The sequence below is a fragment of the Paraburkholderia sp. RL17-337-BIB-A genome (assembly GCF_046025895.1).
GTDB classification, from domain to species: Bacteria; Pseudomonadota; Gammaproteobacteria; order Burkholderiales; family Burkholderiaceae; genus Paraburkholderia; species Paraburkholderia fungorum_C.
In genome coordinates this window covers 2,462,364-2,484,550 of record NZ_JARESY010000002.1, presented here as the reverse complement: position 1 = coordinate 2,484,550, position 22,187 = coordinate 2,462,364, and the positions used below count along the sequence as shown (strand labels likewise).

Genomic DNA, 22,187 nt, shown 5'->3' with positions numbered 1-22,187 from the left:
TGAAATCGCCTTGATGGGTGATGCCCCTTGGCTTTGCAGCTAGCGAAGGAGGGGCTTGGTTTTGTTCTGCCAGGCAAGATGGACGGATGGCACGTGCTCCGTGTACGCGAGAATGTCAAAGCGGGAGTTCGCGCGCCGACCGCCCGTCGCCGGGCACATTGTGTCTCGAACTATGCTTCCGAGTCCATACGGAATATGAGTCGAGCCATGTAGGTATATACCGGCTCAAGCTGCAACAGCGAGGAACAGCCGTAAGACATGGAGCTGGCAAGGCGTTTCGGTTTCGCAGCAGACGTTCGCCGGGTACGCCCGGCCGTCTTAACCTGATCCTCGATGCCGCCCTCAACTTTAGTCAATGCGCATTCAGATACCGCGCAATCACGGGATACACATCCACCGCCGCGCTCTTGCCGAAGATGCAGTCAATGTGCCCGTAGCCTGGAATGATGTGCCGCTCGTAAGGCTGCTCGGGGAAGTGCTTGACCAGCATGTCGTACGTCAGTTGCGTACTCTTCAGCAGATAGGTTTCGTTTTTTTCGCCGTGGATAAAGCCGATCGGCAAACGCATACCCGCCAGGCCTTTCATGCCGTCGGCGCCGTTCAGGTAGACGTCCCGGCCCTCGGCGTTGACGACCTTGCCCGCTCGCACCATCGCGGCGAGATGCTTGAAGACGGAGACATCATGTACGCCGAGAATTTCCTGCAGATTGGCATGCAGCGTCTCGTTCAGTTTTTCATGTTCGTAGAGCAAGCCGTAAAGGAAGGTCGCCCGATGGCAAATCGGGCTGCCGCAGCCCTGTTTGTGATTGAGCGGATAGAGCCGCAACGCTTCATCGAGCAGATTCTGAGGCCACGACCTGTGCTCCGTGAAGGCGGTCAGGTCGAGCACGCCGAGATGTTCCATGATGTCAGGGACGTGCAGGCCGCACTTGATCTTTTCCAGCGTGCCCGGCACCGGGTGCGCGGACACCTGCGATATGACCGCCGAGCGCACGCCCTCGAGGCCGTACAGCAGCGACATGGTCAACGCCAACCCACCCAGGCAGTGGCCCAGCACCTGAATGTCCGGCGCGCCGGTCACTTCCCGCACTTTGGCGACTGCCGCGGGAATGTCCTCGCGAGCGACCTTGTCGACGTTGGTCGGTACCAGCACGCTCGGCATTTCGATGCTGACGCGCAGATCGACCAGCCACACGTCGTAGCCGGCCGCGCTGAGAAACTCCACCAGGTTGGTCGCGATCAGATCGGTGGAATAGATGCGGCTCGACACGCCTGAGCCGTGGATCAGCAGCACGGGACGCAGCGGTTTGTCGGGCGGCCCGGCGTAGCGCGTGAGCCGCAAGCGGGTCCCATCGGGCGTGTCGAAGAAGACCACTTGCGGCGTCGGAGCGCGCAGCACGCGCTTTAGCCGTGGCGGCGCCTTCGAATCATAAAACTGCAAGGGCGCGGCGACGCCGCCGTATTCGGCGAACAGCACGCCGGCGAAAAACTTGCCGAACTTCAGGGTCCATTCAAGACGCGTTTTCAGATCCGGTGTGTTGGTCACTTCAAGCGTGCGTTGCTGCTTGAGGAAATTTTCGGGCGTGATGATCAGCGTTGCCTGGCCGACTGGCGGCGCATCCGCTTGCGCCGAGTCGCGGATTTCCGCGTAGAGCGTGTTGGTCTGTTCCCACAGATTGATCGGCGACGTGCGCGTGATGATCTTTTGCCCGGTCAGATGGTACGTCTTGCCTTCGATGGAATTGAGCGTCATGCGGTAATTCATGTTGCGCTCGTCCACATCCGATTCATCGACCACGAACAGGTTGAAGGTGCCGTCCGTGATCGTCATGGGTTGCGCGGAGAGCGCAAGGCAGGTCAGCGTGCCGGTGGTGTGGGCCAGATGTTGCGGATTGCTCAGCATCCCGGCCAGATCGTCCGATTCGACAGTCAGCGTGAATTCGATCGGACTGGTGGCGGCTTCACCCTGCACGGCCGGCGTGTAAGTGCCGATCATCGTTTCGGTGAGGCGCAGGCCGATTTTTTGGGGCGGGGGTGTGGCGGCCGTGCCCTTCGCCACGTAGTCGATCTTCCAGCCCCGTGCGTTTGCGAGCAGCGCGCAATTGCGTTCCGCGAGCGCGGAAATCGTCAACAGCGGATTGACGCCGAGCGACATTGGCATGACGGCGCCATCCATCACATACAGTCCTTCGTGCACCGCATTGCCCGTCGTGCCGCTGAAGACTCGGCCTTGATGGTCGACGACACCGCGCTCGGCGTCCTCGCCCATCCCGCAGCCGCCGAGTGGATGCACGGTGACGGTGCGGTTCTTGAGCATTTTGGTCGAAATGGGATTGCGCACGTATTTGCCGCCGAGCGGCGTTTGCGCCTTCTCGAGGGTTGCTTCGACGGTTTGGAAGATCGGCTGTTTGCCGGCGTTTGGCCAGTCTATGCGCGGCCTGCCTTGGTCATTCACGCTGATCTGGCCGCTTTCGTCGTCATGCGCCATGACCAGGTAAGTTTGCGTGTGGTTGAGGGCGCCGTGATAGGGGCCGCGCAGGAAGCTTTCGATCACGCGTGCGCCGTAGCCTGGATGTTCTCCGGCGGCGCGCGGCGCGGGAATCTCGACGCCTTCGAGCGGCGCGGCGCCGCCGAGCAAGGCGACCAGCGCGGCGCCGACCGGTCCGGCGAGCGAACCCTCTTCGATCACGAAGCCGTCTTTAACGTCGGCGGTGTTGCGGTGGTCGATGATGCCGGTGATGGTCGGCCCGACCGGCGCAATGTCGCCCTTCTTGTGCGTACCCCAGCCGACGCCGTTGATCACCTCGTCGGTGTTGTACGCAAAGGCCAGCACGTCGCCGTTGCCGGTGAAGCGTTTGCCGAGCAGGTCCGAAACGGTCAGCCCCTCCTTGCGCGAGCGCAACAGCAGCGCGGTGGAACCGATCGTGCCGGCCGATACGATCACGATATCGGCGCTCACGAACAGATCAGGCGCGTCGTAGCTCTCGCGGCCCAGCTTCACCTCCTGAAAACGCACGATCCATTTTTGCGTGGTTGCGTCGCGCAACACCGAATGCACCGGCGTGCCCGTGAAAATATGGGCGCCGTGCGCGACCGCATCGGGCAGATAGTTCATGTGCGTCGAATTTTTCGCGTCGTAATTGCAACCCGAGTTGCAATCCCCGCATCCGACGCAGGCCTGCTGCTCGACGCCCGCAGCGTTGACACGGTCCTCGAAGGTGACGGTGACCGGCGGGGGATAAAAGCGGTCCTCCATGCCGAGCGCTTGCGCGGATTTTTTGAGCGCCTGCAATTTCGGCAACTGCAAGAAATCACCGGATACCGCCGACGGCTGCAGCATGGCGCGAGCCAGTTCGTAGCCCTTGTCGCGACCCGCCTTGTCGTCGCGCAGCGCAGCGGGCCAGCGCTCGTCGTTCCATAAGCGCGGTTCAGCTTCGAGCGCGACGTTCGCGTTGATCAGCGACGTACCGCCCAGCCCGCAGCCCACCACTGCATTCACAGCTTCATTCACGTGCACTTCGAGCAGCGCAAGCGGTGAGCCGATTTGCGCGAATGCCGTGTTGTACTGCATCTGCGCGGCGCCTTCGAGCGGCGTGCGCGGATATTCGCCGGCCATGAATTCCCGTCCGCGTTCGAGCACGCACACAGTTTTGCCGGCACGCGCCATGCGGCTCGCGGCAATTGCACCGCCATAACCCGAACCCACTATCACCACGTCGTAATGCGCTTGCATCGCCGTCAGGGCGCTCGATAAGCGGTTCATGGAGACCACCTCGTCAGGAAGGAGCTGCCGGGTAGGGGAACCCGGACTTCGGAAGGAAGACGGTGTGTGGCTAAGGCTTTTTTATCGTAGGCGGTGCGCGATGACAAAAAAAGGCGCATCGTACGTGGCGCGTGGCGCGTGGCGCGTGGCGCGTGGCGCGTGGCGTATGCGTGAAGGGTGGCGTATGCGTGAAGCGGGCGCGATTTTCAGAAGGGGGAAGCCGCCGCCCCACGCGAGTCTGTCAATGCGCTATTAGGCGGCTACTTCATTCATTTCGCTGTCGCTCGATTCCGCGGCGAGCAGGTTCAACACGAGCAGCATCGCCGCGCGATTGTCGATGGCGATCTCGATGCCGAGCACGTCGGTCAGCCAGCGGCCGATCTTGGTATTGGAAAAATCGTCGGCGCCGGCCGTCTTTTTCATGGTGACGCCGAGTTTGACGGCACGATAGTGATACGAGGGCACACGATGCTGAGCAGCGACCGCCGACAGACCGCCTTTTCCTTCCGAGCACCAGCCGAGGCTGCCGGCCAGCACGATGCGCTCCGGCTCGTCGAGGCTGTCGATAAAGGCGCGCGCCGCGACGCGCACACGTTGTTCATCGAGCCCGTATTGCAGCAGCACGCTTTCGACGGGGTCTTCCAGCGCGTGCGCGTGCAGATCGATTTCCTGCGCCATGCCTTCGTTTTCCATCGACACGTTGCGCTGGTGGCCGGCGCTACGCAGGCAGTCGATCAGGTAGCGGCGAAAATACGCGCACAGTGCGTAGCCATTGGACGGCGCGCTGTCGGCGCAGGCATTGGTTTCCGTATGGCCCGGCGCGAGACGCAGTACTTTCGAATAGATGAACTGCGCGACCAGTTCTTCCTTGTCCTCGCCGAGCGCCTGCAACTCGAGCGGGTGATAGGTCCGCAGCGCCCGTTTGACCAGCTCGACCATCGACACCATTTCGTCGGCGGACAACTGGGTACGCCGACGCCACAGGTCGGGCAGGATCGCATCGTCGAGATTGCGGACGAACGCGTGGCTCGGAACTGCGCCCATGAAAACCTCCATAAGGGGTAAGACAAGGAGCGCGGGGGGCCTCGACTGCAGGCAAGGAAACGGGGTGTTTGAAACGGTGAGCCGCGCGGGAATGTGAAGCCAGTATGGTTTCCGGCGGCGCCTTCGCCTATATGGATTAAGTGGTAGCTGATGGGTAAACTGCCGGGTAAACCTTCCGCGCGTCGGCGTTGTTGGTTGTCTGTTTGTCGTTTGAAAACCGTGCGCTGCACCAAAAGGCTGCAGCGGCGCGGCGCAGCATCGCAACACCTGTGCACGAGCGCCTGCGCGGCATGCCAGGCCTTCCGTGCCCGCGTCGCTGCGCTTGCGTTCCACGCCATCGAATCTGCCGTGCCCGACAGCAACCGTTTTGCGTGTCGACCGCAAAATTGCATGGGACCGGAGTAAGTGCTCTGCATTGGACTCGAGTAAGCGCTAAAGCGCCAACTCGGGTCGACACGCTAAAGCGCTAACTCTGGTCGACCGCAGAATGCATGGGACCGCAGTAGGTGCTAAAGCACTAACTGCGGTCGACAAAGGAGACCGCATGATGCGGGCCGACCCCATCCAGCGTGCAATCGACGAAGATCTGGTGCGCGTGCTGTACGCGCAAGATCCGATCGCCTTCTTTTCGCACTGGTTCTCGATCGCGGTGCTGGTGGCGATCTACTGGCCGAATGTGCCGTCGCCGCCGCTGTTCATCGCGTGCTTCGGGTTTTATGCGGTGGCCAACTGCGGCAGCCTCGCGCTGTGGATCTGCAATCGCCGCTACCCGCATCTCACGACGCCGCGCGGCTGGATCAACCTGCACGCAGTGCGTGGCGTGCTGCTGTACAGTGCGCCTGGCCTCGCGGTGTGGTTCGCGTTCCAGAGCCCGCAAACCGATTTGCCGCTGCTCCATACGGTGATGCTCGTCACGCTGGCGGCCGGCGTGTTCATGTCGAACGGCTTCGACTTGCTGAACTTTTCGACCGCGATCCCGTTTCTGCTGTTTCCGACTATCGTGCTGCATTTCGGCGCGCATACATTCGACCGCACGATCCTCGCGATCGTCCTCGCGTTTTTCTTCTGCGCGATCAACGTCTATGCGCTGAGCTATCGCAAGCTGTTCCAGCAGGTCGTGCAGGCGCGTGTCGATCAGCAGTACCTGGCGGAGTCGCTGGCGGCGCAAAAGTGTGTCGCCGAAGAGGCCAGTCTCGCTAAAACGCGCTTTTTTGCGGCCGCGAGCCACGATCTGCGCCAGCCGCTGCATGCGATCGGCCTGCTGGCGGCTTCGCTCAACGACCCGGCGGCGACGCCCGTGCAGCACGCGAAGACGGCCCAGCACATCGTCTACAACGTCGAGGCGTTGAATCAGTTGTTCAACCAGGTGCTCGATCTCGCCAGGCTCGAAAGCGGCGTGACCCAGGTGATCCGCTTGCATTTCCGGCTTTCGGAACTGTTCGAGCGGGTCGGCAGCCAGTACCGCCCGCAAGCCGCGGCCAAGGGCCTGGCGCTGCGGATCGCGCCGGCCTCGGCGGTCGTGCATGACGATCCGGTGCTGCTCGAACGCGTGCTGAGCAATCTGCTTTCGAATGCGGTGCGCTATACCGAGGAAGGCGCGATCTGGGTCGGCTATCGGCGCGCCGGGCGTCGTTCGGGTGGGTATATCGAGGTGCGCGATTCCGGCATCGGCATTCCGGCTGAGGAACATGAGCGCATCTTCGAAGAGTTCTATCAGGTTGCCAATCCGCAGCGTGACGCACGCCAGGGCCACGGTTTGGGCTTGCCTACGGTGAAGCGCCTCGTCGAGATGCTCGGCGGGGAGTTGCAGATGCGCTCGGCGCCGGGCCGCGGATCGGTGTTCCGCTTCCCGGTGCAGGCGGGCGACGCCGGCGGGATTGTCGCCAGCCTGAACGAGGCGGTGCCGGGCGGGCCGTCGGCGCAAGGGCGGCGCGTCCTGTGCATCGACGACGAACCGTCGATTCTCGAAGGCCTCAGCAGTCTGCTGGGACGCTGGGGTTGCATCGTGCATGGCGCACGCGACGAGGCAGACGCGCTCGCGGCGCTGGAGGAGGGCTTCGTGCCGGACGCCGTGTTATGCGACTACCAGTTGGCGAATCACCGAACCGGCGCGCAGGCGCTTACCGCCGTGCGCAATGTGCTCGCACGGGCGGGGCATGAAGGTGTGGTGACGTTGCTGATTACGGGCGATATGGCATCGGCGGAACTGGCGGCGCTGGCCTTGCAGGGAATTCCGGTGCTGCATAAGCCGGTCACGCCGGCGCGTTTGCGGCGCACCCTGGAAATGCTGTGGCAGCAGGCGGAACTGGATAAAGGGCGCCCGGCGCCCACGCTGGAAATGCGTGCGGGCGAAGCGCCGAGCGTGCACAACGCAGCGGGAACCGGGCTGGAGAAAGGAGCGCTGAAGGACGCGACGTGAGAAGCGGAGCGCCGCTGCTCACCTTGGCGAGTGCTCGATCGCAGATCAATCCCAACGCGAGCTGTAAGTAGAAGCAGCCAGCCGCCCACCCGGTATTACAGGGTTTTCCCGGCCTCGAGCCAGCCATTGATCACGGCGATCGCAGTGGATCGGTTGTGCACGCCGAGCGCCCGGAAGATCACCGACAGATGTACCTTGACCGTCCCTTCCGCGACGCCCAACTCGCGCGCGATCATCTTGTTGGTCCAGCCACGATGCACCAGCCGCATGATGTCCTGCTGTCTTGGCGACAGGTTCTCCAGCAAATGTTGCTGGTGCGGTTGCAGCGCCTGGATTTGCGTGATCGGTTCAGTGAGTGCAGCGCCGGCCTGAGTAGAGGCGTGTGCGGCGCCCTGCGCGGCGAGGTCGGCGGCCGTGTCGGCGTGCGCCGGTGCGGTTTGCGTCTCACGCGAACCCAGCAGACTGAGCGCTTCCATCGGCACATAGGCTCCGCCTGACAACACCAGTTCGATTGCCTTGAGCATGACGCTGGCGGGTTGCCGCTTGGGCACGAAGCCGAGCGCGCCGGCGGCCAGCACCGCGCGCATTTCGTCCGGCGATTCTTCGGCGGAAAGCACGACGACCGGCAACGCGGGGTTCGCCTTCAACAGCACTTCAAGCGACGACGCGCCACTCATGCCCGGCATATGCAGATCGACGATCGCAAGGTCGTGATCGGCATCGGGCCGCGCGGCGGCGGCGAGTGTTTCCCAGCTATCGGCTTCGTCGAATTGTGCGTCGGGATCGAGGCCGCGCAGCAGCCCTTTGACGCCTTGCCGGATCAGTTCATGGTCGTCGGCCACAAGAAACTTCATGATGTCTCCGCGAGTCGGGCCTGCGCGTAGTGGACTACCGCCGCTGTGCCGCTGGCTTTAAAGCGAGTGGCTCTACAGCTTCTGGCTTTACTTGCCGTTTTACTTCTATTTTCGAATCGCGTCATTGCCGGCTGCCCCGCGTTTCATATGCCGATCGATGGCGCGGCGCGCCTTCCGGTTTGCCGCATATTTAACACGCTATTGGTTTGATCGCCGGTCGGTTCGATGCACCAGCATGGTGTGTAAGGCAGGTCTCCCGCGCATAGGTTCCGGCTTGCTACGAAGACGAGCCGCACGCCCCAATTTTTAAGCCGTCCACGCCGGAATCCAAAGGTTATGCGCGCCGGGTGAGATCACGTAAAACCAGTGTTCATTTGACTGCGAACAACGTCGCATTCATCAGCAGTTTGAACGCGAAACCGAGCGACACTGCCGAGGCCACGCCGAAGCACCAGAGCGCGATGAACCACACCCAGCCCGGCAGTTTGCGGCCCGGCGTTTGAGAAGCGCTGTCCGCGGCGTGGGTGCCCGCGGCGTGGCTGCCCGCGTCCTTAGTGATAGTGATGTTGGTCGCCATGCCGCACCTTGCCACGAAATACCCAGTAACCCATCGTCGTATAGGCGATGATGATCGGCAGAATCACCGCTGCGCCAACCAGCGTGAACATCTGGCTTGAGCGCGGCGCGGCGGCTTCCCAGAGCGTCATGCTCGACGGAATCGCATACGGCCACAGGCTCACCAGCAGCCCGGCATAGCCGAGCAGCACCAGCAGCAGCGCCAGCACGAACGGCGTATTGTGATGCCGCTCACGCACCGCGCGGTGCATGAAGAACGCGCAGATCGCCACGAGGAACGGCACTGGCAGCAGACGGTAGAACAGTTTGTCGTGGAACCAGCGTTGCGCGATATTCGGATCTTGCAGCGGCGTCCACAGGCTGACCATCGCGATGAACCCGAGTAGCACAAGCGTCAGCGGCCACACCACGCGATGCAGGCGGCGTTGGAGATCACCTTCGGTCTTCGCGACCAGCCAGCAGCAGCCGAGCAGCGCGTAGGTGATCACCAGACCGAGACCCGTCAGCAGACTGAACGGCGTGAGCCAGCCGAAGGCGTCGCCCGCATAGACGCCGTCGCTCACCGGAATGCCTTGCAGGAACGCGCCCAGCACGATGCCCTGGAAGAAGGTCGCGCCCGCCGAGCCGCCGATGAACGCCAGATCCCACAGATGTTTGGTGCGCTGGGCCTTGGCGCGAATTTCAAACGATACGCCGCGAAAGATCAGGCATACGAGCATGAAGATCAGCGGCAGATACAGCGCCGACAGCACAGTCGAATAGACCACCGGAAACACCGCGAACAGCGCGGCGCCGCCGAGCACCAGCCAGGTTTCGTTGCCGTCCCACACGGGCGCGACGGTGTTCATCATCAGGTCGCGTTCCTTCTCATCGGGGAAGAACGGGAAGATGATGCCGATGCCCAGATCGAAGCCGTCCAGCACCACGTACATGAATAGGCCCAGCGCGATGATCGCGGCCCACGCTACGGTTACGTCCATTTTCTTTCTCGCAAACAGTCAGGTTAGGCGGCGTCGATCATGTGATCGGCGGCGGACAGCGGGCGGCGCGCGGTCCGATTCGGCGTGTGCTCGGGCACACCGTCCGGCGTCTGTCCCGGCAGCGGCGGACCCGAGCGCATCAGTTTGAGCATGTAGTAGATGCCGGTACTGAACACAAGGAAGTAGACGACCACGAACGCCATCAGCGAGATGCCGACCTGCTGCGTGGTGAGCGGCGATACCGCCTGCGAGGTGCGCATCACGCCGTACACCACCCACGGCTGACGGCCTGCTTCAGTGGTGACCCAACCCGCCAGCAGCGTAATGAAGCCCGTCGGACCCATTGCCACGGCGAGCCGTTGAAACCACTTTGCTTCGAACAGCCGTTCGCGGCGGCGCAGCGCCCATGCGGTGAGAGACATCAGGATCATCAGCACGCCGAGCCCGGCCATGATGCGAAAGCTCCAGAACACCACCGTCGAGTCGGGCCGGTCTTGCGGCGGGAATTCCTTCAGGCCGCGAATCTCGCCGTCCCAGCTATGCGTGAGGATCAGGCTGCCGAGGTGCGGAATCGATACGGCATAACGCGTGGTCTCCGCTTGCATATCAGGAATGCCAAACAGATTCAGTGCCGTGCCGCCTTTCTCGGTTTCCCACAGACCTTCGATCGCGGCGATCTTGGCCGGCTGATACTTGCGCGTGTTCAAACCATGCTGATCGCCGACGAATGCCTGGATCGGCGTGAGGATCAGCAGCAGCCAGAGCGCCATCGAGAACATCTTCTTGACGGCCGGATCGCGCCGTCCGCGCAGCAGATGCCATGCGCCCACCGCCGACACCACCAGCCCCGCGACGATGAAGGCCGCCAGTGCCATATGCGCGAGCCGGTACGGAAACGACGGATTGAAAATGATCTTGAACCAGTCGAGCGGTACGACATGGCCATCGACGACTTCAAAGCCTTGCGGCGTTTGCATCCAGCTATTGGACGCGAGGATCCAGAAGGTCGAGATCAACGTGCCGATCGCCACCATCAGCGTCGCGCCGAAGTGGGCGCGCGGACTCACGCGCTGCCAGCCGAACAGCATGATGCCGAGGAAGCCCGCTTCGAGGAAGAACGCGGTCATGACCTCGTACATCAGCAGCGGTCCGGTGATCGGCCCGGCGAATTTGGAGAAGCCCGACCAGTTGGTGCCGAACTGATAACTCATCACGACACCGGAAACGACGCCCATACCGAAGGCGACTGCGAAGATCTTTGACCAGAACAGGCAAAGATCTTTGTAGTACGCCTTGCCGGTTTTCAGCCAACGCCATTCGAGGACGGCGATGAAGCTGGCGAGGCCGATGCTGAGCGCCGGAAAAACGATGTGAAACGAGACGGTGAACGCAAACTGCATGCGGGCGAGATCAAAGGCCGATAGAGCGGAGTTCATGAGCGTGAAGTGCTTTAGATGCGTCGGGCCCGAAGGCGGACTACGCGCGTCGACCGTTGTCGGTGCGCACTGCGCTGGGCAGATGGCGCAAGAGTAGGGGAAGGGAGATTTTTTTGCTGCGACGCAAGGTGCGTCAAAAAACCGCGTTGTTTTACGGCTATTTTCGATTTTGAGACGGCAAAGCCTTGATAGGTATCAAGTTTTCCTGAGTATGTCTTTGCGTCCAACTTGCGCGGATCGGGCAGAACTGCGGCAATCCACCGCGCTGCAGCGTAGCTAACCGAAGGCGCAACGCCGCGTGAGGACGGCGCTTGATAGGAGCGCCGGGGTTCTCAACTGCTAAGGTCAGCCGAGCGACTTTCCATTGACGGATGCGATGCACGCACCCGCCTTGATCGAAGCGCAGGAACAGCAGGAATAACCGACGCGTGGCGGGTTAAGTCCCGGCCACGCTGGCTATGCGATCGAGATAAACAGTTGCTTGCCACACGCAGCCGCGTATCGGCGCAGCGTATCGACAGAAGGCGAGTGCTGCCCCGAAGCAAGCGCCCGTTCGAGCCGGGTGATGGCCGGCGCTTTGGTGCCCATGCGCTCCGCGACCTGCGCTTGTGTCAAGCCGGCGTCGCGACGAGCGGCGAGCATCTGGTCAAGGAGTGCGAACTCTTCGCGGTTCAACCGCTCGTATTCGGCGCGTACTTCGGGATCGGCGAGCGCCCGTTCGCGCATTGCCTTATAAGTTGCCATTTCTGATCTCCAGCAGTCTTTTGCGCGCCACGTCCAGTTCGTTACGCGGCGTTTGTTGCGACTTCTTCACGAAAGAGTGAAGCATGACGATTTTCCGTTGCACTATCGCGCAGTAGAACACTCTGGCAATGCCCTCGGCACCTTTGAGGCGCATCTCGAACAAACCGCCCCCCATTGACGCGGTGTGCGGTTCGCCGAGATTCGGACCGTATTCCTCCATGCGATCGGCCAACGCAATAAAGCGTGCAAGCAGCGTTTTCGGCAAGGAGGCAACGTTCACTTTGACCTTTTCGTTGTAGAAACCGATCGTAAATGCCATTGGAATTGATGATAACAAATATGTTATTAACGCGCAAGCAGACATCCTTGGTGGTGGTTGCTGCTGATCAGCAAAAACCGGAGGCGTTGCGAGGCTTGGAATCGAACGACGGGAAGAGGGCGAAAGCAGGACCGCGATGTACGGTTACGACGGCATAGGCGCAACTAGGTGTTCGGCTGGGTGGGTCGTGCGGGACGCGATATCGGGCGCGGCACGGCGGAGGTCTCCTTTTGCGCGGGTTGATTGAAGCGACGCGGCGGACCGGGTCCACTCGCCAACAACCGACAATAACGCCGTTCGCGCCGACTTTCTATTAGCCGGTTAGCTAGCCATCCGACTAGTTTGCTTCTACCATGCAAAGCAGCTAACAGCGGTTTATATCGGCACGCCGCGGGCCCGAAACGGGCGAGCGCTGCATCCCATCCGAGCGTTCATTCCTGATCGTCATTTCGAATAGCGCGTGAACCGATTCGGTTCTTCGTGAGTCCGTCATCAAAGCGTGTTGCGCACCGTGCCGCGCTTGAATGAGCGCCTCATCGCGCATCGACCGATTACGTTTTCTCCCATGTTCTGCCTGAATGCGCGTCGAGTTCGTCCTGCATCCGCGATTGAGCGGTTTTCGTCCGGCGGCACGGCTTGTGCCGCCCGAATGGTTTGAGAGGCACGCTTCATCCCCCTGCCGGCAACGGCAGACTTCATCCAAAGGAGTCAGCAGATGAGCACGATCACCACGAAAGACGGTACGGAAATCTTCTACAAAGACTGGGGCAAGGGCCGCCCGGTTGTCTTCTCACACGGCTGGCCGTTGTCCGCGGACGCGTGGGATGCGCAGATGCTGTTCCTCGGCAACAAAGGGTTTCGCGTGATCGCGCACGACCGGCGCGGTCATGGCCGTTCGGCGCAGACATGGGACGGCAACGACATGGATACCTACGCCGACGATCTCGCGGCGCTGATTGACCACCTCGACCTGCAGGACGCCACCCTGGTCGGCCATTCGACCGGTGGCGGCGAAGTCGCGCATTACATCGGCCGCCACGGTACGAAACGCGTGGCGAAGGCTGTGCTGATCGGCGCGGTACCGCCGCTGATGCTCAAGACAGAGGGCAATCCTGAAGGCACGCCGATCGACGTGTTCGACGGCATTCGCAAGGGTGTCGAGGCGGATCGTTCGCAGTTCTTCAAGGATCTGGCGCTGCCCTTTTACGGCTACAACCGTCCGAACGCGAAGCTGTCGCAAGGCGTGATCGATTCGTTCTGGGCGCAAGGCATGGTCGGTTCGATCAAAGGCTTGTACGACTGCATCAAGCAGTTCTCCGAAGTCGACTACACAGAAGACCTGAAGAAGATCGACGTGCCGACTCTGGTCCTGCATGGCGACGACGACCAGATCGTGCCGATCGACGCGGCAGGCCGCAAGACGGCGAAGATCGTGAAGAACGCCACGCTCAAGGTCTACCCAGGCGGCGCGCATGGCATGTGCACGGTCGAGGCGGACAAGGTGAATGCCGATCTGCTGGAATTCATCGGCTCGTAATGCGCTGACGTAACGTGCGGCGGCGCGGGGCGATTGCCCTGCGCCGGCCGCGCCACGTGTGTCGCGCGTTTGGCCGCAACACCGAAACCCCGGAAGTCGAGATGGTTATTGACCCTCAATTTACACGTTTAGTTGTATGACGTCGCATAATAATACGCAGCGCATACGTCTGTTTATTAAAGACAATTTTCCGGAAGGTGCGTGGGCCTACGGGTAATTGCCTAGTTGAAATCGGCTCCGTCATCGTTGATAGTACGTTATCGTACAACTATATGACCAATCCTGGTCCGTTTGCCGCTACGGCTTAACTGCTAGTCGTCCTCCGGCTCTCATCGCGCGCGGCGCTGTAAAGGAACCTTATGAAGAAGATTGCCCTGAGTGGAGCCGGCGGCCAGCTCGGCTCGGTAGTACGCGCGGCGTTGATCGCACGCGGGATCCCCTTGCGTTCCGCCGCGGGATCCAAGGCCCTGGTCCCGCTGGTGGAAGGCGAGGACGTGATGCACGGCGACCTGCGCGACCCCGCCATCGTCGATCGTCTGCTGGAGGGCGTCGACGTGCTGATTCATTTCGCGGGTACGAGCGTGGAGCGGCCTCTGCCGGAAATCATCGACAACAATCTGCGCGCACTGGTTGAGGTGTACGAAGGCGCGCGCCGGCAAGGCGTTCGGCGCGTGGTGTTCGCGAGCTCCAACCATGCGATCGGCATGTATCCGGTCACCGAACATCTCAGTCTCGACTGCGCGCTGCGCCCGGACGGTTTCTACGGCCTGAGCAAGGTATGGGGCGAAGCACTCGCGCGCCTGTATTGGGATAAGCATGGCATCGAGAGTATTTGCGTGCGGATCGGCAGTTGCCTTGAACGGCCCACCGAACAAAGACACCTGAGCACCTGGTTCGGTCATCGCGACCTGCTGCACTTCCTCGACCGCTGTGTCGAAGCAGAGGACGTCGGGTTCATCACCGTGTGGGGTGTGTCGGCCAATAAGCGCAACTGGTGGGACAACAGCGGTGCCGAGCGTTTGGGTTATCGACCGACGCAGGACGCCGAGGTCTACGCCGAGGAAATTCTGGCGCGGCCGAATCCGCTCGATGCCTTGGGTCAGCGCTACCAGGGCGGCAGCTTCGTCGGCATCGATTACTCGCGCGACGACACTGCGGGCCGGCCGTTCTGATCGGCCTAGGAAATACGAGGAAACGTAGTCATGAAAATCAAGGGCATCCGCTGGTGGATGGTCAGCCTGGTCGCGGCCGGGATCATCATCAATTACCTCGCGCGCAATACGTTGTCGGTGGCGGCGCCAACGCTGATGAAGGAACTCGGCATCACGACCTTGCAGTATTCGCACGTCGTGGTGGCCTGGCAACTTTGCTATGCATTCATGCAGCCGGTCGCGGGCTATGTGCTCGACACCGTCGGCACCAAGATCGGCTTTGCGGCGTTCGCGCTGGCCTGGTCGCTGGCCTGTGCCGCGGCGGCATGGTCGACGGGCTGGCGCAGCCTTGCGTTCTTTCGCGGCGTGCTCGGTATGGCCGAAGCAGCGGGCATCCCGGCCGGCGTCAAGGCGACGAGCGAGTGGTTCCCGGCCAAGGAGCGTTCCGTCGCGATCGGCTGGTTCAATATCGGCTCGTCCATCGGCGCGCTGGTGGCGCCGCCGCTGGTCGTTTGGGCGTTGTTGCACGGTCGCTGGCAATGGGCTTTCCTGATCGTCGGCGTGGCGGGGATTGTCTGGAGCACGTTGTGGATGCTGCTTTACAAGCACCCGCGCAATCAGAAGCTGCTGGGCGACGCTGAGCGCGACTACATCCTCAGCGGACAGGAGGCGAAGCACAGCGAAGCCGGCGTGGTCAAACGCAGTTGGGCTGCCATGCTCGGCAGCCGCGACTTCTGGGCCATCGGCATTCCGCGGATTCTTTCCGAGCCGGCCTGGCAGACCTTCAACGCGTGGATTCCGCTGTACATGATGACCGAGCGTCATATGAACCTGAAGGAAATCGCGATGTTCGCGTGGATGCCTTTTCTGGCGGCGGATATCGGCTGTGTGCTCGGTGGCTACCTCAGCCCGCTGTTTCATAAGTACGCGAAGGTGTCGCTGTTCACGTCGCGCAAGATGGTCTTTGTCGTCGGCGCGCTCTGCATGATCGGGCCCGCCTGTGTCGGCCTGGTGGCGAGTCCTTACGCGGCCGTCGCGCTGCTGTGCGTCGGCGGCTTTGCACACCAGACCTTGTCGGGTGCGCTGTACGCGATCACCTCCGACATGTTCGGCAAGAACGAAGTTGCCACCGCCACGGGCATGGGCGGCATGGCGGGTTATCTCGGCGCGGCGGCGTTCACGGCGCTGTTCGGCGTGCTGGTCACGCAGATCGGCTACAGCCCGTTGTTTGTGGTGCTGGCTGTGTTCGATATCGTCGCGGCTGCGGTGGTGTGTCTGCTGGCAAAAAGCACCGACAAAATTCCCGAGCCGCATTGGGGGGCAGCGAGTGCTGTCGTAAAGTAAGCTGTGGTCTGATCCGGCAGTGAAGCGCGCCGGGTAGTGAAAATGGCGGTGTCCACTTGGGGCACCGCCATTTTTTTTAGCTCCCGCTTAACGCTGATCGACGACCGTCGTGTTGTAAGTCGTCGAACCGATGATCACGTTTTTCAACGTGATTCCATTGACGTTGTAGGCATAGATCGGCCCTGGCGTCGTCGCGCTTGCGGGTCCGGCGCTGACCGCTGTTCCCAGGTTGCAGTTCGAGATCGTAACGCCACTGATCGGCGGAATGGTCGGGGTCGGGGCGGGACCGTTGTAGTCGAAGGCGACGGGCCCCTGAGCCACGATCGCCTGGAAACATGAACCCGTCACCCCGTTGAGCGTGACGTTGCTTGCCTGCACATTGGAAATGTTCACGTTCTGTATGACCGCGGGGCGAGTGCGATTCGCATCGTTAGCCGGCTGATAGTCGCAGTCGAACGTGATCAGGCCGCCCTGCGACGCGGAAGGATTGCCCGCCGTCGCAGTGACGACGCCCACCGGCACCGTGCCATTGATCGGACTGCCGCTCAGAAACGCGCTGCCGTAGCCGCCGCCTTTCAGATTGACACCGTTGGGCAGCGTGACCGTATCGACATAGAAGTTCTTCACGAAGCCGCCGCGATTCATATTCGTCTTGATACGGATCGCGATGTTCAGCGGATTGGTGGCCCAATTCTGATTCAACATCTGCAGATTGCGCGCATAGATGTTCTGCACGCCGCCGCCCATTTCGCTGCCGAGCGTGATGCCGCCGTGGCCGCTGTTCATCGTGCAGTTCTGGATCACGTGATTTTGCGCGGGACCATACTCCGTATCGAGGTCCTTGCCGGACTTGATCGCGATGCAATCGTCGCCGGTATTGAACGTGACGCTGTCGCAGAGCACGTTGTTGCACGCGTCCGGATCGAATCCATCGTTATTCGGGCCGATGCTGTCGGCCATCACGCCGCGAATCACGACGTTCGTGCAATCGGTCGGATGGTGCTGCCAGAACGGCGTGTTATTGGTGTGATAGTTCTCCATCAGCACGTTGGTGCAGCCAATAAACTCGACCATGCACGGACGCAGATAATGTCCGATGCCGAAAATCCGTTGCGCGATCGGCACGCCTGCTTCGGACAGGGCGGGCAGGTAGTTCTGATCCTCTTGCCAAGGTGTTGCGGGGCTGGTCAGCAGCGCATAGAGCGCGTCGGAAATACCGGGCGCGGCACTTCTGAGGTCGACGTTCTTCGGATTGATGTAGGCCTGCGAAGGTGTCGACGAATTCACGCAGCCGTACGCCCCGTTCGATCCCTTGTAGGTCCACCAGCAGGTGCTGGTGTTGCCGGTTCCGGCGAACGGCGTCATTGCCTGGCCGTTGAGAATCGAGGTGGCGTCTTCGCCGGTCAGCGCGATGTTGGTCTGATTGCGCGCGTAGACCGGAGAGCCGTAGTTGAGGCAGTCGTTCGCCTGCCAGCGGCTGTAGAAGAGGTTGCCGTTCGCGCCGCAGTTGACCGGGCCGTCCTTCGCATAGTCTGCCGGATTCGGGCTGAAATAGATCGTGCAGTTCGCGCTCAGATGGAAGTTAACATTGCTGAGCAGGACGATCGGCCCCGCGCAATACCAGGTGCCGGCCGGCACGACCACGCGGCCGCCGCCGGCCGCATTGCATGCCTGGATCGCGGCTAGAAACGCAGGCCTTGCGTCGGGCGCGTTTGCCGCATTGGTTTGCGTCGAGCCGGGGCTCGTGGGCGATGACGAACCTGTGTAGGGATTGGCCGCGGCGATGACCGCACAAGGTGCTGCGCCGTACTGGGTCACCACAAAGTCGCGCGCCGGGAACATTGCCTGCGTGATGTTTTGCAGCGACGCGATGATCTGCGTTGCGGCGCCCGAGGTGCCCCAGATCGGGTCTTGCACCACCGGCGGCGTGACCGGTGGCGTCGCGGCGGGAGCATTGACGGACCCGCCGCAGGCGGACAGACCGCCCAGCATGGTTGCGCCCGCGGAGGTTCCTGCGAGCACGATAAATGCCCTGCGTTTAGGTGAATTCGGTTCGTCCTGACCGGGGATTCTCGATGTTGCCAGGGTGCCGCGATTTTTATCTTTGGTTGCCACGGATGTCTCCTTGCCCATTGCGGGCGTTGTGAGTGATCGTCAGAACTCGATGGGACGCGGTTCGTCAATCCGATGCCTGAATAAGCGGTGCATATCGAAACAGCCTCCCAAGTAGTAAGTTATCCGTAATATTTGAGATGTAGCGCTACGGCAGAGCGTGAAGCTGTTGCCGTTGAGGCCCGCTCGCTCAGGTCGCGAACGCGCGGATGCGCCGCTCCATCTTCCCTATCTGCATAAGACTGGTGGAACGGCGGCTGGTGCAGGGCCTGCGGGTTTAGTCGGTCTGCTGACCGATTTCGTGATTGGCGAGTATTTCGAGCGCGCGCACCATGGCGGAGTGATCCCATGCCTTGCCGCCATGTGCCACGCAGGCGTTGAAGAGCGCCTGGCAGGTGGCCGTATTCGGCAAGGAAACACCAAGCGCCTGCGCCGTCGAAAGCGCGAGATTCAGATCCTTCTGGTGAAGCTCGATCCGGAAGCCTGGATCGAAAGTGCGTTTCGTCATCCGTTCACCGTGCACTTCGAGAATGCGCGAGGAGGCAAAACCGCCCATCAGCGCTTCGCGCACGCGCGCCGGATCGACGCCGGCTTTGGAGGCGAGCAGCAACGCTTCGCCGACCGCCTCGATCGTCGCCGCGACGATCACCTGATTGGCGACCTTGCACACCTGGCCGGCGCCGACATCACCGATCAAGGTGACGTTCTTGCCCATCATGTCGAAGAGCGGCTTGACGCGCTCGAAGGTCGCGGTTTCGCCGCCCACCATGATGGTCAGCGAACCGGCCTTGGCGCCGACCTCGCCACCCGAAACCGGTGCGTCCAGATAGTCCGCGCCGCGCTCACGCACGCGGGCCGCGAACTCGCGCGTGGCCATCGGCGAAATCGAGCTCATGTCGACCACGGTTTGTCCGGGGCGCAAGGCGTCGGCGAGGCCTTGTTCGCCAAACAGCACACGTTCGACGTCCGGCGTATCCGGCACCATGATGAAGATCACGTCGGCCTGCGCGGCCACAGCGGCGGGGCTGTCGCACGCGAGCGCGCCGGCCTGGGTGAGATCGTCGGGCACGCCGCTGCGCGTAAACGCCGCGAGCGCGACGCCGTTCTTGAGAAGGTTGGCGGCCATGGGCTTACCCATGATGCCGAGTCCGATAAAGCCTGCTTTTTGCATGGAATCCTCCGGAGATGTCATGGCGACCGTGTTTACTTCGGGTCCGCCTGTTTCTGCATGAAGTGTTTTTGAACCGCCAGCGCGCCGGCTTTCAGCAGCCCCATGTCCGCACAGACCGCGATGACGCGGCAACCCATGGAGAGATAGCGCTCCGCGTCGGCCTGCACGGGCGCGAGAATGCCGCTCGGCTTGCCGGCGGCCTGGGCGCGCTCGAAGATGCGCGCAATCGCCTGTTGTACGTCGGGATGATTCGGGTTGCCAAGGTGGCCGTAGGAAGCCGCGAGATCGGACGGGCCGACGAACACGGCATCGATGCCATCCACGGCAAGAATCTCGTCGATATTGTCGACGGCCTTGCGGCTTTCAATCTGCACGATGACGCAGACGTTGTCATTAGCGATGTCGAAGTAGTCGGAGACCGTGCCATAGCGATTGCCCCGGTGACTCACCGACACGCCGCGGATGCCCTGCGGCGGGTAGCGCGTCGCGGCGACGGCGCGGGCCGCGTCTTCGGCGCTCTCGATGAACGGCACCAGAAAATTCGAGAAGCCACTATCGAGGAGCCGCTTGATGAACACGCTGTCGTTGGCGGGCGGCCGCACCACAGGCGCGCTCGGGCTGTCCTTGAGCGCCATCAATTGGGGGATCAGTGTCAGGACGTCGTTTGGTGCGTGTTCGGCATCCAGCAGCATCCAGTCGAAGCCGACGACGCCGAGCAGTTCGGTGGCAATCGGACTGGCGAGCGAGACCCAGCAGCCGATCAGAGTTTCGCCGCCGCACACGGCCCGGCGAAAGCTATTGGGTAAAGGTTGGTAAGGCGCGACGGCTGTCATGGGGATGTCTCCTCGAGCTGCGTTATCCGGGAAAGCTGCGGCTGCTAAATTGTTTGTTATAGGTCGTCGTACATCTTGCCGCAGATTACCATCCGCTCCGCAGGTTGTAACGGCCACGTAAACCCGAATTCCTCTTGGAGCAGGGGTTTCAGGTTGCGCGAGGGCCTCGCGGTGTTGTAGGATGACCTATATCTGAGACGTCCATTCAAGGAAAGCGAAATGTCTATTACCGGCGAAATGCTGATCGGTCACAAAGCGGTGCGCGGCGAGGAAAAACCACTGCGTGCGTTCAATCCGGCCACGGGATCCGACATCGCCGAGCCGGTGTTCGGCAGTGGCTCGGTGGCGAACGTCGAGCTCGCGTGCGAGCTTGCCCAGAAAGCGTTCGACCCGTATCGCGCGCTGCCCCTCACGGTGCGCGCCGAGTTTCTCGAGCGTATCGCGGACGGCATCACGGCGCTCGGCGACGCGCTGATCCAACGCGCGCACGAAGAATCCGGCCTGCCGAAGGCGCGCCTCGAAGGCGAGCGCGGCCGCACGACAGGGCAGCTCAAACTGTTCGCGCAAGTCGTACGCGCCGGCCAATGGCTCGCGGCAACGCTCGATTCGCCGTTGCCCGAGCGCAAGCCGCTGCCGCGTTCCGACCTGCGGATGCAAAAGATTCCGCTGGGGCCGGTCGCCGTGTTCGGCGCCAGCAATTTCCCGCTCGCGTTTTCGGTGGCAGGCGGCGACACCGCTGCGGCGCTGGCGGCGGGTTGCCCGGTGGTGGTGAAGGCGCATCGCGCGCATCTGGGCACCTCGGAGATGGTCGGCCGTGCGATTCAGCAGGTCGCGCGGGACATGGACCTGCCTGAAGGCGTGTTCTCGATGATCGTCGGCGCCGGCAATTCGGTCGGTGAAGCACTGGTCGCGCATCCGGCGATCAAGGCGGTCGGTTTCACGGGTTCGCGCGCAGGCGGCACGTCGCTGATGCGCGTGGCAGCCGCCCGCGCCGAGCCGATTCCAGTCTACGCGGAAATGAGCAGCATCAACCCGGTATTCCTCCTGTCGAATGCGCTGTCGCAACGCGGCGAGAGCATCGCGCGCGGCTTCGTGGATTCGCTGGTGCTCGGCGCGGGGCAGTTCTGTACCAACCCGGGTCTCGCGATCGCGATCGACAGCGACGCGCTCAAAGGCTTCGTTGCAACGGCGTCCGAGGCGCTGAGCGGCAAGGCCGCCCAGACCATGCTGACGGCCGGCATCCACGCCGCCTATGAAGACGGCGAGGGCAAACTGGCGGCAACCAAGGGTGTCGAAACGGTTGCGCAAGGCATTGGCGCGACGGGCCCCACGCAAGCGCGCGCGGCGTTGTTCGTGACCGATGCGCAGACCTTCCTGGCTACGCCGGCGCTGGAGGACGAGGTGTTCGGGCCTGCGTCGACCATCGTGCGTTGCAAGGACGAGCAGGAAATGCTCGCGGTCGCCGAGCACTTTGACGGTCAGCTGACCGCGACGGTGCAGATGGACAGCGCGGATCTGGTGGCGGCGAAGAAGCTGGTGCCGATCCTCGAGCGCAAGGCCGGGCGGATTCTGGTCAATGGTTTCCCGACCGGCGTCGAGGTTTCGCACGCGATGGTACACGGCGGCCCGTTCCCGGCCACGTCCGATAGCCGGGCGACGTCGGTGGGCACGACCTCGATCGAGCGTTTCCTGCGCCCGGTGTGCTATCAGGATTTCCCGGCTGATCTGCTGCCCGAGGCGCTGAGCGACAGCAATCCGCTGGACCTGTGGCGTCGTCGTGATGGCGAGATCACACGCAGCTAAGCGGTGCGTGAGCGGCGCCCAAGCGGGCGCCGCGTGAAATAAAAAATGGCCGGGATATCCCGGCCATTTTTGCGTCCAGCGTGATGAATCAGGGGTTGCTC

General features: G+C 62.2%; 16 protein-coding genes. 5 read left to right on the top strand and 11 right to left on the bottom strand.

What is annotated here, in order from left to right; genetic code table 11:
• Nucleotides 1-352: 352 nt before the first annotated feature.
• On the bottom strand, nt 353-3,763 hold the full coding sequence (locus P0D84_RS31775; RefSeq protein ID WP_408343192.1) for an alpha/beta fold hydrolase: 3,411 nt from the start codon (nt 3,761-3,763) through the stop codon (nt 353-355).
• A 252-nt stretch (nt 3,764-4,015) separates the two neighbouring features.
• Nucleotides 4,016-4,807, bottom strand: coding sequence for a hypothetical protein (locus tag P0D84_RS31770; RefSeq protein WP_408343190.1), 792 nt, complete (start codon nt 4,805-4,807; stop codon nt 4,016-4,018).
• A gap of 547 nt (nt 4,808-5,354) precedes the next feature.
• Between P0D84_RS31770 and P0D84_RS31765 the strand changes: the two genes are divergently transcribed.
• Nucleotides 5,355-7,226: an ATP-binding response regulator gene (locus tag P0D84_RS31765; RefSeq protein WP_408346191.1), complete on the top strand. Its 1,872-nt coding sequence runs from the start codon at nt 5,355-5,357 to the stop codon at nt 7,224-7,226.
• A gap of 95 nt (nt 7,227-7,321) precedes the next feature.
• Here P0D84_RS31765 and P0D84_RS31760 read toward each other — a convergent pair whose 3' ends face one another.
• From P0D84_RS31760 to P0D84_RS31735, 6 genes are all read right to left on the bottom strand, one after another.
• Nucleotides 7,322-8,080: a response regulator transcription factor gene (locus tag P0D84_RS31760; RefSeq protein ID WP_408343188.1), complete on the bottom strand. Its 759-nt coding sequence runs from the start codon at nt 8,078-8,080 to the stop codon at nt 7,322-7,324.
• A 370-nt stretch (nt 8,081-8,450) separates the two neighbouring features.
• Nucleotides 8,451-8,657 (bottom strand): hypothetical protein, encoded by a 207-nt coding sequence (locus P0D84_RS31755; RefSeq protein ID WP_408343186.1) that lies wholly within the window; start codon nt 8,655-8,657, stop codon nt 8,451-8,453.
• On the bottom strand, nt 8,632-9,636 hold the full coding sequence (gene cydB / locus P0D84_RS31750) for a cytochrome d ubiquinol oxidase subunit II (protein ID WP_408343184.1): 1,005 nt from the start codon (nt 9,634-9,636) through the stop codon (nt 8,632-8,634). The genes P0D84_RS31755 and cydB overlap by 26 nt, the downstream gene beginning before the upstream one ends.
• Nucleotides 9,637-9,659: 23 nt before the next feature.
• Nucleotides 9,660-11,072, bottom strand: coding sequence for a cytochrome ubiquinol oxidase subunit I (locus P0D84_RS31745; RefSeq protein WP_408343182.1), 1,413 nt, complete (start codon nt 11,070-11,072; stop codon nt 9,660-9,662).
• Nucleotides 11,073-11,528: 456 nt separating this feature from the next.
• Nucleotides 11,529-11,816 (bottom strand): helix-turn-helix domain-containing protein, encoded by a 288-nt coding sequence (locus P0D84_RS31740; protein WP_408343180.1) that lies wholly within the window; start codon nt 11,814-11,816, stop codon nt 11,529-11,531.
• Nucleotides 11,803-12,135, bottom strand: coding sequence for a type II toxin-antitoxin system RelE/ParE family toxin (locus P0D84_RS31735; protein ID WP_408343178.1), 333 nt, complete (start codon nt 12,133-12,135; stop codon nt 11,803-11,805). The genes P0D84_RS31740 and P0D84_RS31735 overlap by 14 nt, the downstream gene beginning before the upstream one ends.
• Before the next feature lie 715 nt (nt 12,136-12,850).
• Between P0D84_RS31735 and P0D84_RS31730 the strand changes: the two genes are divergently transcribed.
• The 3 genes from P0D84_RS31730 (at nt 12,851) to P0D84_RS31720 (ending at nt 16,167) form a co-directional block, all read left to right on the top strand.
• The gene (locus P0D84_RS31730; RefSeq protein ID WP_408343176.1) at nt 12,851-13,672 is read left to right on the top strand and encodes an alpha/beta fold hydrolase; all 822 of its coding nucleotides are present in this window, start codon (nt 12,851-12,853) and stop codon (nt 13,670-13,672) included.
• A 359-nt stretch (nt 13,673-14,031) separates the two neighbouring features.
• A complete protein-coding gene (locus P0D84_RS31725) occupies nt 14,032-14,844 on the top strand; it encodes an NAD-dependent epimerase/dehydratase family protein (RefSeq protein ID WP_408343174.1) in 813 nt (270 codons plus the stop codon).
• A gap of 30 nt (nt 14,845-14,874) precedes the next feature.
• On the top strand, nt 14,875-16,167 hold the full coding sequence (locus P0D84_RS31720) for an MFS transporter (protein WP_408343172.1): 1,293 nt from the start codon (nt 14,875-14,877) through the stop codon (nt 16,165-16,167).
• A gap of 87 nt (nt 16,168-16,254) precedes the next feature.
• Here the strand turns inward: P0D84_RS31720 and P0D84_RS31715 are convergent, their stop codons facing one another.
• The 3 genes from P0D84_RS31715 to garL all read right to left on the bottom strand — a co-directional run bounded on the left by P0D84_RS31715 (nt 16,255) and on the right by garL (nt 20,283).
• Nucleotides 16,255-18,282, bottom strand: a complete 2,028-nt coding sequence (locus P0D84_RS31715; protein ID WP_408343170.1) for a glycoside hydrolase family 28 protein — start codon at nt 18,280-18,282, stop codon at nt 16,255-16,257.
• Between the two features lie 274 nt (nt 18,283-18,556).
• Nucleotides 18,557-19,471 carry a 2-hydroxy-3-oxopropionate reductase gene (locus P0D84_RS31710; protein WP_408343168.1) on the bottom strand — a complete coding sequence of 305 codons (915 nt, stop codon included), beginning with the start codon at nt 19,469-19,471 and terminating at the stop codon, nt 18,557-18,559.
• Between the two features lie 11 nt (nt 19,472-19,482).
• Nucleotides 19,483-20,283 (bottom strand): 2-dehydro-3-deoxyglucarate aldolase, encoded by an 801-nt coding sequence (garL, locus tag P0D84_RS31705; RefSeq protein ID WP_408343166.1) that lies wholly within the window; start codon nt 20,281-20,283, stop codon nt 19,483-19,485.
• A gap of 219 nt (nt 20,284-20,502) precedes the next feature.
• Here garL and P0D84_RS31700 point away from each other — a divergent pair, with 219 nt between their 5' ends.
• Nucleotides 20,503-22,086, top strand: coding sequence for an aldehyde dehydrogenase (NADP(+)) (locus P0D84_RS31700; RefSeq protein WP_408343164.1), 1,584 nt, complete (start codon nt 20,503-20,505; stop codon nt 22,084-22,086).
• Nucleotides 22,087-22,187 lie beyond the last annotated feature (101 nt).